Raw genomic sequence first — 15,344 nt, forward strand, 5'->3', positions numbered from 1 at the left:
GCCCCCAGTTTCCCAGAGCCGGCGTGTGGATGCGCCGAGGGGCCGCCGGACGCCGCCCTCAGCTGCGCATCCACCGCCGGAGGAGGTCGATGCGCGCCTGCAGCTGGGTGACGCTGGCCTGCGCCACCGCCGGGCCCCCGCAGGAGCGTCGCAGCTCCGCGTGGATCATCCCGTGCCCCTCGCCGGACAGCTTGGCGCGCATCCCGACGAGGCTGTTGAGCAACGCGCGCTGCTCCTTGAGCGTGCGGTAGAGCGGCACGTTCTTCGGCTCGTCGTCCGGTCCGGGCGGCGGGGCCTTCCGGTCGCGCTCGGATGCCCGTCGCTGCTGCCGCGCATGCCTCTGCTTGAGCAGCTCGCTCACCTGCTCGGGCTCGAGGATGCCGGGCAGGCCGATGAAGTCCTCCTCCTCGAGGCTGCCCACCTCGGCCATCGAGCCGAACTCGGTGCCGTCGAACAACACGTGGTCGAAGGTCGCCTGGGAGCCGAGCGGCTCGAAGGTGAACTCGCTGATCAGCGTGTCCGACGCCTTGTCGTCCCGGTTCGCCTCTGCCACCATGGCGTCCTCCGGCGCGAACAGCCCGTCCTCGCCGCTGCTCTCCCGGTCCAGCGCGTGGTCGCGCTCACGCTCGAGCTCGTTGGCGAGCACCAGCAGGTTCGGCACGCTGGGCAGGAAGATCGACGCCGTCTCCCCGCGGCGCCTGGCGCGCACGAAGCGTCCGATGGCCTGCGCGAAGAACAGCGGGGTCGATGCGCTCGTCGCGTACACGCCCACGGCGAGCCGGGGCACGTCCACGCCCTCCGACACCATGCGGACCGCGACCATCCAGCGGCTGCTGCCCTGCGAGAAGGAGTCGATCCGATCGCTCGCCGCCTTGTCGTCGGACAGGACGATGGTGACGGGCGACCCGGTCAGCCCCTGCAGGATGGCCGCGTACGCTCGTGCGGTGACGTGGTCGGTCGCGATGACGAGCCCGCCGGCGTCCGGCACCGAGTGCCGCACCTCGGTGAGCCGGCGGTCGGCCGCCGCGAGCACCTGCGGGATCCACTCCCCCTCGGGGTCTAGGGCCGTGCGCCAGGCCTGCGACGTGATGTCCTTCGTGTTGCCCTCGGCGAGCTGCGCCTCCATCTCGTCGCCCATCTTGTTCCGCCAGCGCATGTTGCCCGCGTAGGCGAGGAAGAGGACGGGACGGACGACGCCGTCCTTCAGGGCCCGGCCGTAGCCGTAGTTGTAGTCCGTCTGCGACACGCGAACGCCGCGGTGGTCGCGCAGGTAGGACACGAAGGGGATGGGGGCGGTGTCCGAGCGGAACGGCGTCCCGGTGAGCGATAGCCGGCGGGTCGCCTTCTCGAACGCCTCGCGGATGGCGTCGCCCCAGCTGAGGGCGTCGCCGCCGTGGTGCACCTCGTCGAGGATCACGAGCGTGCGTCCCGACTCGGTGAGCGTCTTGTGCAGCCCGGGCTTCACGGCGACCTGCGCGTAGGTCACGGCGACGCCGTGGTAGTGCCTGGCCTGAGCGCCGTCGGCGTTGCTGAAGCGCGGGTCGAGGCGGATGCCGACGCGGGCGGCCGCGTCGGCCCACTGCCGCTTCAGGTGGTCGGTCGGCGCGACGACGGTGATCCGGTCGATCGAGCGTCGCGCGAGCAGCTCCGAGGCGAGGCGGAGGGCGAATGTCGTCTTGCCGGCGCCCGGCGTCGCCGCGGCGAGGAAGTCGCGCGGCTCGTTCTGGAAGTAGGTGGTGAGCGCCTCCTCCTGCCAGGCCCGGAGCTTGCTTCCGGTGCCCCAGGCGGCGCGCTCGGGAAACGCCGGGGAGAGGTGCTCGGCGGCGCGGGTGCCCAGGTGCTCGCTGCTCGGCCTGGACGGCTGAGGGTCGTACGAGGGCATGCTCACTTGACTAAACGATACCGTCATCCTCAGACATCGACCGCCGCGGGGACCCCCCGGAAGAAAAGCGCGGGGACGGTCGTTGACCCCAGAGCACAGCATCCGACGGGAGAATCGCGTGACCTTCAACTGGCTCGAACTGCACCGCCGCTCGCACGAGGAGTTCGGCCGGCGCCTCGCCGCAGTCACCGACTGGTCGGCGCCGACGCCCGACAGCGAGTGGGACACCCGCGCGCTCGTGCGGCACGTCGTCGAGGAGCAGCAGGTCGTGCCGCACCTGCTCTCCGGCGTTCCGCTGGAGGAGGCCCGCCGGGCGGTGGATCCCATCGATGACGACGACCTCCGGGCCGAGTGGGAGCGCTACTCCCCCGCCGCACTCGCGGCCTGGGACGACGCCCCCGCGACCGGCACCGTGCGCCTCCTGCGCGACACCCTGACCCTCGAGGACTACCTCCGCGAGCAGGTGTCGGACGTCGCGATCCACGCCTGGGACCTCGCCAGGGCCACGGGCAGCGACGAGACCCTGCACCCCGACCTCGTCGAGGCGGCGTGGAGCATCTTCGAGCCGCAGAAGGCGACGCTCGAGGCGAGCGGCCTGTACGCGTCGGCCGTCCCCGTGCCGGAGGACGCGCCGCTGCAGGTGCGCCTGCTCGCCCTCACCGGCCGCGACGCGACGGCCTGACGCGCGGCGGCCGCCGAGGGCGTGCGGTCGAGGCGCGGGGATTCGGTAGTCCGGGTCCGGGCGTCCGGCGTCCCAATCAGGCGTCGGGCAGCGGACCGAGGAGCGCGTTGGCGACCGCGCGCCGGGCGGCGCGCTCGCTCGACGGGTGGAACTGCCCCGCGGTGACGTCGCGGTAAAGCCGCGCCAGTTCGCTCACCGAGCGATACGCGCCGCCGCCCGCGACGCCCATGGCCCCGTCGACCACCGTGCGCGCCGTGCGCGTCGCGCGCACCTTCGCGCCGACGAGCCGCGGCAACCACGCGCGGCCGTGGTCGACGCCGGCGTCCACGTCCCGGGCCAGCTCGAGGATCGGCGGCAGCTGTCCGTCCTGAGCGATGGCCGCCTCGGCGAGGGCCGACCGCACGTCGGGGTCCTCGGCGAGTGTGCGCCCGCCGAGCCGTGCAGAGGTGCGCGTGAGGGCGGACTCCGCCGCCAGCTGCACCGCACGCTCGCCGATGCCGACGTAGACCGACGACACGAGGAGCTCGAACGCGGCGAAGATCGCGAACGTGAACGGGTCCGCGCTCGGGCCCACCGGGAGGATCCGCGAGACGCGGGCGGGTTCCACCCGCGCTCCCTCCAGCACGGTCGTGTGGCTCTGCGTCGCCCGCATGCCGAGGGTGTCCCAGTCCTCGAGGATGCGGTAGCCCTCCGACCCGCGGTCGAGGAAGCCGTGGACGAGCATGGGCGCATCCGGGTCGCTGTCGTCGCGACCGAACACGCCGAGGCGCGTCCACGCGGGCGCGAGCGAGCCGAACACCTTGGTGCCGAAGTAGCGGTAGCCGCCGTCCTCCTCGGGCACGGCCCGGGTGAAGGAGTCGGCGAGCACCTCGTCGTTGCCGGGCTCGCTAATGCCGAAGGCGAAGACCTCGCCGGCAGCGGCGTCGCGCAGGACCCACTCCAGGCTCTCGTCGCCGCGGGAGCGCAGCAGCGCGGCGACGGCCGTCCACAGGATGTGCATGTTCACCGCGAGCGCCGTCGCGGGTGCCGCCTCGGCCAGCCGCGCCTGCTCCCGCACGGCGGCGGCGACGGGGAAGCCCGCACCGCCGAGGTCGGCGGGCACCATCATCGCGAGATAGCCCGCGGCGCGCAGCTCGTCGAGGTCTTCGGCGAAGAAGGCGTTGCGGCGGTCGTAGTCCGCGGCGCGGTCGCGGATGCGGGCGAGGAGCGCCTCGTCGAGCAGGGAGTCGGCCATGCCCTCAGTCAACAGCACCAGGAGGATAATGGACTGTTTGTCGGAGGCGGTGCGGGCCGCCGGGAACGGGAGGGAGTCTCATGACCGAGCAGCATCCGTGGCGGCGGTACGTCGCGATCGGCGACTCGTTCACGGAGGGCATCGGCGACCCCGAGCCGAGCAGCCCCGGCGGCCACCGCGGCTGGGCCGATCGCGTCGCCGAGGTGCTCGCGGCGGGGACCGAGGACTTCGCCTACGCCAATCTCGCCATCCGCGGAAGGCTGCTGCAGCAGATCATCGACGAGCAGGTCGAGGCCGCGCTCGAGCTGCGGCCGGACCTCATCAGCGTGTCGGCCGGCGGGAACGACCTCATCCGCCCCGGAGCGGACCCGGACGACATGGCTGCCAAGTTCGAGGGCATGGTGGAGCGCCTGCGCTCGCAGGGGGCGACGGTGGTCATCTTCACCGGTTCCGACACCGGCTGGTCACCGGTCTTCGGGCGCATCCGCGGAAAGATCGCGATCTACAACGAGAACCTCCGTGCCATCGCCGCCCGGCACGACTGCGTCGTCGCCGACATGTGGGCGCTCACCGAGGTGCGCGACGCCCGGATGTGGGACGTCGACCGGCTGCACTTCGCGCCCCTCGGCCACCACACGATCGCCCGCATGGTGCTGGCGTCGCTCAACGTCCCGAACGCGCTGCAGCCGCTGAAGCCGGAGCCCCTTCCTGCGCGAAGCTGGCGTCAGGCCCGGTCGGAGGACTTCGTCTGGGCGCGGGAGTACTTCGTGCCGTGGGTGCTGCGCCGCATCCGCCACCAGTCCTCCGGAGACGGCCGTTCGCCCAAGCGGCCCGAGGCCAACCCCTACGCACACGTCGGCAGCCCGGACGCGTGACGCGTCCGGGCTGCCGGTGAGAGGTGCGGTGCCGCCGATCTAGCGCGTGCGGAAGCTCGCGGTCATCGGGCAGTCGAACGGGTCGCGGGCGGCGAGGCCGACCCGGTTGAGGTAGGCGATCACGATGCTGTACGACTCGCGCAGCGACGTCTCCGTGTAGAGGATGTTGTGCTTCGCGCAGTACTCGCGCACGATCGCCTGGGCCCGGCGCAGGTGGGGCCTGGGCATGTTCGGGAAGAGGTGGTGCTCGACCTGGTAGTTGAGCCCGCCCATGAACGTGTCCATGAAGCCGCCGCCGCGGATGTTGCGCGAGGTGAGCACCTGACGGCGGAGGAAGTCCACCTTGCTCTCCTTGGGCAGCTGCGGCATGCCCTTGTGGTTCGGGGCGAACGATGCGCCCATGTACAGGCCGAAGACGGCGAGCTGCACGCCGACGAACGCGAACGCCATGCCGAGCGGGAGGAAGTAGAAGACCACGGCGAGGTAGCCGATGATGCGCACGCTGAGCATGCTGATCTCGAGCGCCCGCTTGTCGACCTTGCCGCGGCCGAAGACGGTGCGGAGGCTCGTGATGTGCAGGTTGAGGCCCTCGAGCAGCAGCAGCGGGAAGAACAGGTAGCCCTGCTTGCGCACGACGAACGCGACGACGCGGTTCTTGACGTCGGCGGCGTCCTCCTCGCGGAAGCGGATGAAGTCCGGCGAGATGTCCGGGTCCTTGCCGACCACGTTGGGGTTCGCGTGGTGGCGGCTGTGCTTCGTCATCCACCAGGAGTAGCTGATGCCCACGAAGACGTTGGCGAGCAGCCGGCCGGTCACGTCGTTGGCCTTGCCCGAGGTGAACACCTGTCGGTGCGACGCCTCGTGGGCGAGGAAGGCGAACTGCGTGAACAGCACGCCGAGTCCGGCGGCGACGATCAGCTGGTACCAGCTGTCGCCGAGCAGAGCGAAGGCGACGAAGGCGGCCGCGGTCAGCAGGGTGATGATCGAGAACATCGTGATGTAGAAGCCACGACGTCGACCGAGGAGGCCGGCCTCCCGCACGGTGTGCAGGAGCGCGGAGTACTCGGTGGTGGGATTGGAGCCGTTGCCGCCGCCCGGCCGGGTGCGCACGATGCGGACGGCGGGGGACGAAACGGTTACGGTCGGAGAGCTCACGGGACCCCTGGGTTGTTCATTGACTCGCCAGCCAGGTTGTGAGCGATCGCTCGTACGTTAGTCGGCAGCCTAGAGCCGATCGCTGAGAAAGCGCCCCGGGTTGCAGCGGGCGTGGCGGAGGACTATGACGGCTCCGCCGCGCCGGGGTCAGAAGATCGACTCCGGATGGGTCAGCTTCCACCAGCCGTCGGCCGGCTCGAGCGCGTCGCCGAGCTCGAGCGGAACGACGATCTCGTCGCCGTCCACCGTGAAGGTGGCCGTGCCCGAGGCGTCACCGGGATCGCCCTCGTCCACGCGTGGCACGTTCACGGCCGCGTCGATGGGCGTGTCGGCCCAGACGACGACCGAGGCGTCCTCGGTTGCGACGACCGAGGCGTCGCTCCCCCACTCGGTGCGGAGCGTGCCGAACTCCTGGCCCTTCGTCGCGAGGGGAACCTCGTGGAAGCTCTCCCGGATCCCGGCGACGAGCGTCCGCACGTCGGCCGCGAGCTGCGGGTGATCCGGGCTGCCGACCCCGCCGAGGAAGACGCCGACCACGGTGACGGTCGAGGATCCGACGGGCACGTCGACGGCCCAGAGGAGGCACTTGCCCGCCGCGTCGAGCGTCCCGGTCTTGATCCCCCGGTATCCGTCGGCACCGATCAGGAGGTTGCGGTTGGCGAGGGCGCCGATGCCGGCCACGTCCACGGTCGCCGAGGAGACGATCTCGGAGATCAGCGGCTGCGCGAGGGCGAGCTCGCCGATGGCGATCATGTCCTCGGGGGTGCTCACGGAGAGCGGGGACAGCCCCATCGCATCCGCGACGACCGTGCCGCCGAGCCCCTGCTCCGCGAGCCAGGCGTTGGCCGCGGTCAGGTACTCGTCGTGGCCACCGAAGGCCCACCGCCCGAGCACCGCCGCATAGTTGTTGGCCGACGCGACGAGTGCGCCCTCGAGCAGGTCGCGCTCGGACAGCTCCGTTCCGGGAACCGCGGGCTGCACGAGGCCGAGCTGCGCGACGATCTCCCTGCGCATCGCCTCGTCCTCCTCGGTGAACGCGACCATGGGGCCGTCCTCGCTCCCGGACAGCGGCTTCGCGTCGAGCACGACGAGCGCCGTGATGACCTTGGTGAGGCTCGCGATGGGCACCTGCTCCTGCAGGCCGCTCGTGGCCAGCAGCCCGTCGAAGCCGACGGCACCGATGGCGTTCTCGCCGTAGGAGGGCCAGGTGAGGGTCGCGGGCGCCGGCGTTGCAGGCGCGGCGGGGGCGACCGAGGCGACGGCGGCGGGCGCCGGGGCAAGCAGAGCGGTGGGCGTGTAGACGCCGGCGGCGAGCACGAGCACCCCGCCGATCGCGGCGGCGATCCGGCGGCGGCGGAAGTGTCGTCGGCTCGTCTGCACCAGGGAATTCTAGGGCTACGGCCTCGGGCGAAGCGTGTACAGCGCCACCGCGCTCGCGGCCGCGACGTTCAGCGAGTCCACCCCGTGCAGCATCGGGATGATCACGGTGGAGTCGGCCACGGACAGCGCCGTGCGGCTGAGCCCGTCGCCCTCGGCGCCGAGCACGAGCGCGATGCGTTCGGGGGCCACGGCGGCGAAGTCGTCGAGCGACACGGCGTCCTCGGTCAGGGCGAGGGCGGCCAGGTGGAACCCGAGCCCCTTCAGCAGCGGCGCCGCCTCCCGCCACTCGGGCAGCCTCGTCCACGGCACCTGCAGCACCGTTCCCATGCTGACCCGCACGCTGCGGCGGTAGAGCGGGTCCGCGCAGCGCGGCGTCACGAGCACGGCGTCCGCCCCGATCCCGGCCACCGCGCGGAAGATTGCGCCGACGTTGGTGTGGTCCACGATGTCCTCGAGCACCACGATCCGGCGGGCGGACGAGACGACGGACTCCACGGACGGGAGCTCGGGGCGATGCATCGCGGCGAGCGCACCGCGATGCAGGTGGTAGCCGGTGAGGGTCCGGAGCACGTCCGCGTCGCCGACGTAGACCGGCACGTCGGGGAACGCGGCGAGCAGCGGCTCGACGTCGGGCAGCCACTGCTCCTGCAGCAGCACGGACCGCGGCCGGTGCCCCGCACCGATCGCGCGCCCGATCACCTTGGTCGACTCCGCGATATAGAGGCCGCCGGCTGGCTCGCTCACCCGGCGCAGCGCCACGTCGGTGAGCCGCGAGTAGTCGGCGAGTTCGGGGACGTCGAGGTCCGTTATGCGGATGATCTGCACGGAGATTGCTGCCCTTCGACCGGCGGGCGGGGCTGGGAACAACCGCGGCGCACTCGCTGTTTAGACTTCTGGAAACAGTAACGCGTCGAGTCGGGAGGCTTGTTTGGCTGCATCAGCCGCACCGGCCGAGTCCGTCGCAGCCGCGACCGTCAAGCACATCGAGGCCGCGGCCGAGATCATGCGCCGCGGCACGACGGCGGTGCTGACGGGCGCCGGCATCAGCACGGACTCCGGGATCCCGGACTATCGCGGGCAGGGCGCGCCGAAGCGCACCCCGATGACATTCCAGCAGTTCCGCGGCGACGCGGCGTTCCGAAGGCGGTACTGGGCCGGCAGCCACGTGGGCTGGCGCATGTTCGACGCGGCCGAGCCCAACGACGGGCACCGGATGCTCGCTCGCCTCGAGGAGGACGGGCACGTCAACGGCATCGTCACCCAGAACGTCGACGGTCTGCACCTGAAGGCGGGCTCCCGCCGGGTCGTGGACCTGCACGGCTCCATGCACCGCGTCGTCTGCCTCGTGTGCGGGCAGACCTTCGCCCGGTCGAGCATCGCCGAGCGCATCGCGGCCGACAACCCGTGGCTCGAGCAGCCCGAGTCCGTGGTGATGAACCCGGACGGCGACGCCGAGATCGCCAGAGCCGACGAGTTCGTCGTGCCCGACTGCACCGTGTGCGGGGGCATGCTGAAGCCCGACATCGTCTACTTCGGCGAGCTGATCCCCACCGAGAAATTCGAGGAGGCGGCCGGGATCGTGCACACGGCCGACGCCCTGCTGATCGCCGGGTCGTCCCTCGTCGTGAACTCCGGCATCCGGCTGCTCGAGCAGGCGCTGCGCCGCCGACTGCCGGTGATCATCGTCAACCGCGGCGTGACGAAGGGCGACCCGCGCGCTACGGTCAAGATCGACGGCGGGGCGTCCGAGACGCTCGCCCGCATCGCCCCCCTGCTCGGGGTCTGACGCCGCACCCGACCGAAAGAGACGCCACACCTGTGACCCGCATCGCCCTCGTCCGCCATGGCCAGACCGACTGGAACCGGTCCCGTCGCATTCAGGGGGCGACCGACATCCCGCTCAACGACGTGGGGCGCAGGCAGGCCAGGGACGCCGCGGACGCGCTCGCGGGCGGCGACTGGGGCGCAGTGTACTCGAGCCCGCTCTCCCGAGCCGCCGAGACGGGATCGATCATCGCCGCACGCCTGGGTCTGCCCGATCCCGTCGCGATCGAGGGGCTCGCCGAGCGCACCTACGGGCAGGCCGAGGGCCTCACCGGCAGCGAGGTGCGCGAGCGCTTCGCCGGTGCCCCTGTGCCTGGCCGGGAGTCGACGGAGTCCGTGCTCGCGCGGGCGCTCGCCGCGCTGGACGACCTCGCCGAGCGGCACTCCGACGACGGGATCGTGGTGGTCTCGCACGGCGGCGTGATCGGCGCGCTCGTCCGCTGGCTCAGCGACGAGCGGCTGCCCGCGCCCGGCATGCTCATCCTCAACGGCTCGGCCCACATGTTCGAGCACCGCGACGGCTCGCTGGCGCTCGTCGACTTCGTGGGCGCCGACGAGGACCTCGACATGGTCGGCGACCCGGACGACCGCATCCCCGTCTCCCGCTGACGCGGGGGCCTGAGGGTCGCGCTCACGGCGATTCGGGGGCTCCGCGTCGCACCATACGGTTGCTGAGCACCATACGGTCGCTGAGCCTGTCGAAGCGACGCAAGACACCTATCTGACTCCCAGTGCAGGCTCGCTGATCCGCAACACAGGCTCGCTCACACCCTCGGACCGACAACGCCGCCGACCAACCGCGCCAACGCGTCACCAGGGCCTGTATTGGGGGCGCCGGGCCTGTATTGAAACTCGCGCTCGACGCAGTTCAGCACATCCCAAACAGCACCCGACGCAACTCAGCAGATCGCGGACTGCACTGAACGCAACTCAGCAGATCTGCGCGACCGGTCGGCGAGTCGCAGCCTCTTCCCCGCCGTGTCGCTCGGATTTGCTGAATTGAGTCGGGTTTCGTCCCTTCGACAGGCTCAGGGACCGTCGGGGACACCTTCGCAGACAGCTCAGGGAACGTACTGCCCGGCCCGCACCCCGCACCCCCCCACACCCGCACCCCTACGGGCGCCCCTCACCCACACGGAGGAGCAGGTCGAGCAGGGCGTCCGCCGAGGACTCCCAGCTGAACTCGGAGTGGCGGTCGAACGCCGCGGCGGATCGCCTCTGCAGTTCGGACGGGTCCTCGAGCATGTGCACCGCGGACGCGACGTCCTCGGGACTCGAGGGATCAAAGTACAGGGCCGCGTCGCCGCCGATCTCGCGGAAGATCGGGATGTCGCTGGCCACCACCGGGGTGCCGACGCTCATCGCCTCGACGAGCGGGATGCCGAAGCCCTCATCCCGCGAGGCGGACACGAGTGCCGTCGCCCGGGACAGCACCTCGCGGTACTCCTCGTCCGACGCCCCGCCGTGGAAGACGAGGGCACCCTCGGGCGCGAGCGCGGTCAGCCGGGCGCGGTCCTCGGGCGACTCGCGGCTCATCAGGTGCAACGTGTAACCCGGGAGCGCGTGCAGAGCCCGCGCGAGGGTCTCGACGTTCTTGTACGGCATGTACGAGCCCATGTAGACGAGCGAGCGCTCACGTTCCTCCACGGGCACGATCCGATCGACCGCGAGGTCGGCCGCGTTCCGCACGATCGTGACCGGCCGCCGCGTGAGGCGTCGCGCGCGGATGATCCGCGCCGTCGTCTCGGAAACCGTCACGACGGCGTCCGCCCGGTTCAGGAGGAACCGCTGGGGCCACCAGGTGAGGTGGTACAGGCGCCAGAGCAGCCGGATCGGTGCGGGCAGGTTCAGCGGCGGGGTGCGGTGGGAGTAGTAGATGACGTCGTGGATGGTGAGCACGACCCTGTAGGCGCGGCCGAACGTGCCCATGGTCTGCATGGGGCTGAACACCACGTCGGGGCGGATGCGGTTCACCTGTCGGGCGACGAACGGCTCGCGGATGCTCGTCGGCGCCGACACCCGCTCCCACGGCAGCGCGGGCAGCATCTCGAGCTGCCGGTGGTCGCTGATCAGCATCGTGACCTCGTGCCGGCGGCCGAGCGCCTCGACGAGGCTCGCGGTGTACCTGCTGATGCCGTCATGCCGGCCGACCCGCGTGTAGCGGCAGTCGAACACGATCTTCACTGCGACTCCCCCAGTTGCGTGCCCGCGTCGAGCCCGAGGAAGCGGGCGATGTGCCCGGCGGCCTCGCGCGGCTTCTCGTAGTGGATCAGGTGCCCCACGCCGGCGATGATCTTCAGCGACGCGTGCGGGAAGAGGTGCTGCAGCCGCACCTGCGCGAGCACGGGCGTGATGTCGTCGCGGTCAGCGGCGACGAGCAGGGTCTGCTGCGGGATGCGCGCCGCGAACTCGCTCACGTCCTCGCTCACCGACGCGCGGAACGCCTCGAGCACGACCCGTCGATCGGCGAAGGCGCTGAAGTAGCGGTCGTGCTGGTCGTGCACGAACCGGCGCAGCGACCGGCGCCGGGTCTTGACCATGGCGAGGCTCATGATCCGCACGATCATGCGGTTGCGCAGCAGCGCGAAGCCAAGTCCCTCGGGCAGGGCGGCGGCGAGCCAGTAGTAGAAGACCGCGAGGCGGGTGAGGACCCCACGCGGGCCAGCGAGGGCGGGGGCCGCGATGGGGTTGATGAGCACGACGCCGTCGGCGTCGAGGCCCGCCGCGACGGCGCCCGAGACGACGATCGAGCCAAACGAGTGGCCGACGATCACGGGCCGTTCCGCGCCGATCGCGGCCACGAAAGCTGCGAGCCACCGGCCGTAGCCGTCGATGTCGTGGCGCACCTCCCCGAGCGGGGTCGACGAACCGAAGCCGGGCAGGTCGGGCGAGACGATGTGGACGCCGGGAAGGAACGCCACGACGGGCTCCAGCCCGTGGTGGTCGCCGCGGAATCCGTGCACGAGCACGAGGGTCGGCCCGTCCCCGCGGGCGCCGTACTCCCAGTACCGGGTGTCGCTGCCCAGCACCCTCACGGTGCGGTCGGTCGCAGGCACGCGAGCCAGTCGCTCGGCGTAGGGGTTGGGCACGGCCGTCATCGGATCCAGTCTAGGTATCCCCCTGGCGGGAAATGCGCCGTCGCCACCCCGCGGGGCGCCCGCACGCCCTCCCCTCCCCCTCTTAGACTTTACGAACGTCTGCCACGCCGGCCTGCCGGTCGAAAGGAGCACCTTGAGCTTCACTGCACCCATCACCCTCCCCGGACTCACGCTCGACCTGAACTGGTACAAGCGCTCCGTCTTCTACGAGGTGATGATCCGGTCGTTCGTCGACAGCAACGGGGACGGCACCGGCGACCTCGCCGGACTGATCTCGAAGCTCGACTACCTGCAGTGGCTTGGCGTCGACGCCCTGTGGCTCCCGCCCTTCTACCGATCGCCGCTGCGCGACGGCGGCTACGACGTGTCCGACTTCCGGGCGGTCCTGCCCGAGTTCGGCACCATCGACGAGTTCAAGGAGCTCGTCACCAAGGCCCATGAGCGCAACATGCGCATCGTCATGGACTACCCGCTCAACCACACGTCGGACCAGCACGAGTGGTTCCAGCAGTCCCGCAGCGACCCCGACGGGCCGTACGGCGACTACTACGTGTGGAGCGACACCGACGACAAGTACAAGGACATCCGCATCATCTTCGTGGACACGGAGGAGTCGAACTGGACGTTCGACCCGGTGCGCCGCCAGTTCTTCTTCCACCGCTTCTTCTCGCACCAGCCCGACCTGAACTTCGAGAACCCGGCCGTGCGCGAAGAGGTCTTCAACATCGTGCGCTTCTGGCTCGACCTCGGCGTCGACGGGCTGCGCCTCGACGCCATCCCCTACCTCTTCGAGTCCGAGGAGGGCAACGGCGAGGGGGAGCCGCCGACGCACGACTTCATCAAGGAGCTGCGCGCCATGGTGGACCGGGACTACCCCGGCCGCATCCTCGTCGCCGAGGCCAACCAGTGGCCCCGCGAGGTGGCCGCGTTCTTCGGCACCGAGGAGGAGCCGGAGTGCCACATGGCCTTCGACTTCCCGGTGATGCCCCGCATCTTCTACTCCCTCCGCTCGCAGCAGGCGGACGAGCTGGTCCGCATCCTCAGTGAGACCACGGACATCCCGTCGGACGCCGGCTGGGGCGTGTTCCTGCGCAACCACGACGAGCTCACGCTCGAGATGGTGTCCGAGGAGTACCGGCAGGCGATGTACGGCTGGTACGCCTACGACCCCCGCATGCGCTCCAACATCGGCATCCGTCGCCGGCTCGCGCCCCTGCTCGACAACTCCCGCGCGGAGCTCGAGCTCGCTCATGCGATCCTCTTCTCCCTCCCCGGCAGCCCGTTCCTCTACTACGGGGACGAGATCGGCATGGGCGACAACATCTGGCTGAACGACCGCGACGCGTCCCGCACGCCGATGCAGTGGACGCCCGACCGCAACGCGGGCTTCTCCACGGCCGACCCGGGCAAGCTGTACCTGCCCGTGGTGCAGTCGCTGGTCTACAACTACTCGCAGATCAACGTGGAGTCCCAGCTCGCGCAGTCGCGGTCGCTGCTGCACTGGATCCGCAACGTCATTCACGTGCGCAAGGCCCACCCGGTCTTCGGCATGGGCGACATGACGGTGCTGCAGACGAACCACGAGTCGGTGCTCGCCTTCGTGCGCTCCTACGAGGGCAGCGGTACCCACTTCGGCGACCAGCCGGAGGACGTGCTCTGCGTGTTCAGCTTCGCCCACAACCCGGTCGCGGTGACGATCGACATGAGCGAGTACGCGGGTTCGGCGCTGTACGACCTGTTCGGCGGCGGCGTGTTCCCGACCGTGAACGAGGACGGCACGCTGACCCTCACGCTCGCGACGCAGAGCTTCTACTGGCTGCACATCGGCGAGGGCGGCTACCGCCGTTAGAGCGGGACTTGAGGCCGGAACGGGCCGTCGCGGCGTCGCCGCGGCGGCCCGTTCGCGTGCGCCCTGAGCCCGGCTGTCAGCCCCTCGGTCCCTGGACCCGCGGGTCAGCCGGGGCGGACGGCGAGGGCGAGGGTCGCGGCGACGACCGTCAGCGGCGCGGCGATCAGGCCGAGCAGGGCGTAGCGGCCCCAGGAGATTTCCACGCCCGTGCGGGTCAGCCGTTGGTGCCAGAGGAGCGTCGCCAGCGACGCCCACGGGGTGATCAGGGGGCCGGCGTTCACGCCGATGAGCAGGGCGATCACCCGGTCGGGCGATCCGGCTGCGGGCTCGAGTGCCAGGTACGCCGGTAGGTTGTCGACCGCGTTCGCGCCGAGGGCGCCGACGGCGGACATGCGCAGCAGCGCGGCGGCGTCGTTCCCGCCGCCGACGAATCCCGCGAGCAGGTCGCCGAGACCCAGCGCGTGTGCTGACTCCATGGTGAGGAACAGCCCGGAGGCGAGCAGTACGAGGGACCACGGCACGAGCGACGGTGACAGCAGCCGCGGCCGCCGGGCCAGGAACACGCCGACGAGCACGACGGCGGCCACCGATGCCGGCAGCCAGACGGGCAGCCCGGAGACGAGGGCCGGGATGAGCATCGCGAGCACGGCGGCGCTGCAGCCGAAGAGCACGCGGTCCTCCACAGGCTGGGGATGCTCCGGCGCATAGCGGCCGAACAACTGCCGCCGGTAGACGAGCAGGAGCAGCGCGGACGGCACGAGCACGGCCACCAGCGCGGGGAGCCAGGTCAGGGCGACGAAGGCGCCGGGACCGGCGGAGCCCAGTGCGTGCTCCGCGAGCAGGTTCGTGAGGTTCGACACCGGGAGCAGAAGCGATGCGGTGTTCGCGAGCCACACGGTGGTGAGCGCGAACGGCAGCGGGCTCACGCCCACATGCCGCGCCAGCACGACGACGACCGGCGTGAGCAGCACCGCCGTGGTGTCGAGGGAGAGGAACACCGTGCTCGCCGTGGCGAACGCGACGACGAGCAGCCAGAGCACGATCGTCCTGCCGCGTCCCCAGTCGGCGGCGCGCTCGGCGAGGTAGCGGAAGACGCCCGCCTCCGCGGCCAGCTCGGTGACCACGGTGATGGCGACGACGAAGAGCAGGATCGGCCAGATGCGGTCGGCCAGGGCCAGCGCCTCGGCGCCCGGCAGCACGCCCGATCCGACCGCCACGGCGCCCAGCACGAGCAGGGCGAGGCCGATGAGGGCGGTGCGCACGCGGCGGTACCTCTCGGCTCACGCCCCTCCGGTGGCCGTCGAGGAACGCCGAGCGGAGAGGGAATGGGTGGACGGGCACGCGTTCGATCCAACGCGCTGAACG

Annotated in this window: 13 protein-coding genes; 5 read left to right on the forward strand and 8 right to left on the reverse strand. The window is 71.0% G+C overall.

The features are described from left to right. Positions 1-58: 58 nt before the first annotated feature. The gene (locus DAI20_RS14100; RefSeq protein WP_108251953.1) at positions 59-1,882 is read right to left on the reverse strand and encodes a DEAD/DEAH box helicase; all 1,824 of its coding nucleotides are present in this window, start codon (positions 1,880-1,882) and stop codon (positions 59-61) included. 118 nt (positions 1,883-2,000) lie between these two features. Between DAI20_RS14100 and DAI20_RS14105 the strand changes: the two genes are divergently transcribed. Next, positions 2,001-2,564 carry a TIGR03086 family metal-binding protein gene (locus tag DAI20_RS14105; protein ID WP_108251955.1) on the forward strand — a complete coding sequence of 188 codons (564 nt, stop codon included), beginning with the start codon at positions 2,001-2,003 and terminating at the stop codon, positions 2,562-2,564. A 76-nt stretch (positions 2,565-2,640) separates the two neighbouring features. Here the strand turns inward: DAI20_RS14105 and DAI20_RS14110 are convergent, their stop codons facing one another. Continuing rightward, the gene (locus DAI20_RS14110) at positions 2,641-3,798 is read right to left on the reverse strand and encodes an acyl-CoA dehydrogenase family protein (RefSeq protein WP_108251957.1); all 1,158 of its coding nucleotides are present in this window, start codon (positions 3,796-3,798) and stop codon (positions 2,641-2,643) included. Between the two features lie 80 nt (positions 3,799-3,878). Here DAI20_RS14110 and DAI20_RS14115 point away from each other — a divergent pair, with 80 nt between their 5' ends. Continuing rightward, positions 3,879-4,673, forward strand: coding sequence for an SGNH/GDSL hydrolase family protein (locus DAI20_RS14115; RefSeq protein WP_108251959.1), 795 nt, complete (start codon positions 3,879-3,881; stop codon positions 4,671-4,673). Positions 4,674-4,712: 39 nt separating this feature from the next. Here DAI20_RS14115 and DAI20_RS14120 read toward each other — a convergent pair whose 3' ends face one another. The 3 genes from DAI20_RS14120 to DAI20_RS14130 form a co-directional block, all read right to left on the reverse strand. After that, the gene (locus DAI20_RS14120) at positions 4,713-5,828 is read right to left on the reverse strand and encodes a fatty acid desaturase family protein (RefSeq protein WP_438501987.1); all 1,116 of its coding nucleotides are present in this window, start codon (positions 5,826-5,828) and stop codon (positions 4,713-4,715) included. A gap of 147 nt (positions 5,829-5,975) precedes the next feature. Beyond that, entirely contained in the window at positions 5,976-7,208 is a 1,233-nt protein-coding gene (locus DAI20_RS14125; protein ID WP_108251961.1) for a D-alanyl-D-alanine carboxypeptidase family protein, read from the reverse strand. A 15-nt stretch (positions 7,209-7,223) separates the two neighbouring features. Beyond that, positions 7,224-8,033: a TrmH family RNA methyltransferase gene (locus DAI20_RS14130; protein WP_108251963.1), complete on the reverse strand. Its 810-nt coding sequence runs from the start codon at positions 8,031-8,033 to the stop codon at positions 7,224-7,226. Positions 8,034-8,211: 178 nt separating this feature from the next. Between DAI20_RS14130 and DAI20_RS14135 the strand changes: the two genes are divergently transcribed. Both DAI20_RS14135 and DAI20_RS14140 read left to right on the forward strand, forming a co-directional pair. Next, positions 8,212-8,994: a Sir2 family NAD-dependent protein deacetylase gene (locus DAI20_RS14135; protein ID WP_108252584.1), complete on the forward strand. Its 783-nt coding sequence runs from the start codon at positions 8,212-8,214 to the stop codon at positions 8,992-8,994. 32 nt (positions 8,995-9,026) lie between these two features. Next, a complete protein-coding gene (locus DAI20_RS14140) occupies positions 9,027-9,641 on the forward strand; it encodes a histidine phosphatase family protein (protein WP_108251965.1) in 615 nt (204 codons plus the stop codon). Positions 9,642-10,145: 504 nt separating this feature from the next. On the opposite strand, the gene DAI20_RS14145 is transcribed toward DAI20_RS14140, so the two are convergent. After that, the gene (locus DAI20_RS14145) at positions 10,146-11,216 is read right to left on the reverse strand and encodes a glycosyltransferase family 4 protein (RefSeq protein WP_108251967.1); all 1,071 of its coding nucleotides are present in this window, start codon (positions 11,214-11,216) and stop codon (positions 10,146-10,148) included. Next, entirely contained in the window at positions 11,213-12,130 is a 918-nt protein-coding gene (locus DAI20_RS14150; RefSeq protein ID WP_108251969.1) for an alpha/beta fold hydrolase, read from the reverse strand. The genes DAI20_RS14145 and DAI20_RS14150 overlap by 4 nt, the downstream gene beginning before the upstream one ends. Positions 12,131-12,263: 133 nt before the next feature. Between DAI20_RS14150 and treS the strand changes: the two genes are divergently transcribed. Beyond that, entirely contained in the window at positions 12,264-13,979 is a 1,716-nt protein-coding gene (treS, locus tag DAI20_RS14155; RefSeq protein ID WP_108251971.1) for a maltose alpha-D-glucosyltransferase, read from the forward strand. Between the two features lie 104 nt (positions 13,980-14,083). Here the strand turns inward: treS and DAI20_RS14160 are convergent, their stop codons facing one another. After that, positions 14,084-15,241 (reverse strand): SLC13 family permease, encoded by a 1,158-nt coding sequence (locus tag DAI20_RS14160; RefSeq protein WP_108251973.1) that lies wholly within the window; start codon positions 15,239-15,241, stop codon positions 14,084-14,086. Positions 15,242-15,344 lie beyond the last annotated feature (103 nt).

The sequence above is a fragment of the Planctomonas deserti genome (assembly GCF_003067705.1).
Classification (GTDB): Bacteria; Actinomycetota; Actinomycetes; order Actinomycetales; family Microbacteriaceae; genus Planctomonas; species Planctomonas deserti.

Bases quoted from the DNA above. Each gene is read 5' to 3' on its own strand.
- DAI20_RS14100 (WP_108251953.1), bottom strand. From the start codon at position 1,882: ATGCCCTCGTACGACCCTCAGCCGTCCAGGCCGAGCAGCGAGCACCTG.
- DAI20_RS14110 (WP_108251957.1), bottom strand. From the start codon at position 3,798: ATGGCCGACTCCCTGCTCGACGAGGCGCTCCTCGCCCGCATCCGCGAC.
- DAI20_RS14115 (WP_108251959.1), top strand. From the start codon at position 3,879: ATGACCGAGCAGCATCCGTGGCGGCGGTACGTCGCGATCGGCGACTCG.
- DAI20_RS14135 (WP_108252584.1), top strand. From the start codon at position 8,212: ATGCGCCGCGGCACGACGGCGGTGCTGACGGGCGCCGGCATCAGCACG.
- DAI20_RS14150 (WP_108251969.1), bottom strand. From the start codon at position 12,130: ATGACGGCCGTGCCCAACCCCTACGCCGAGCGACTGGCTCGCGTGCCT.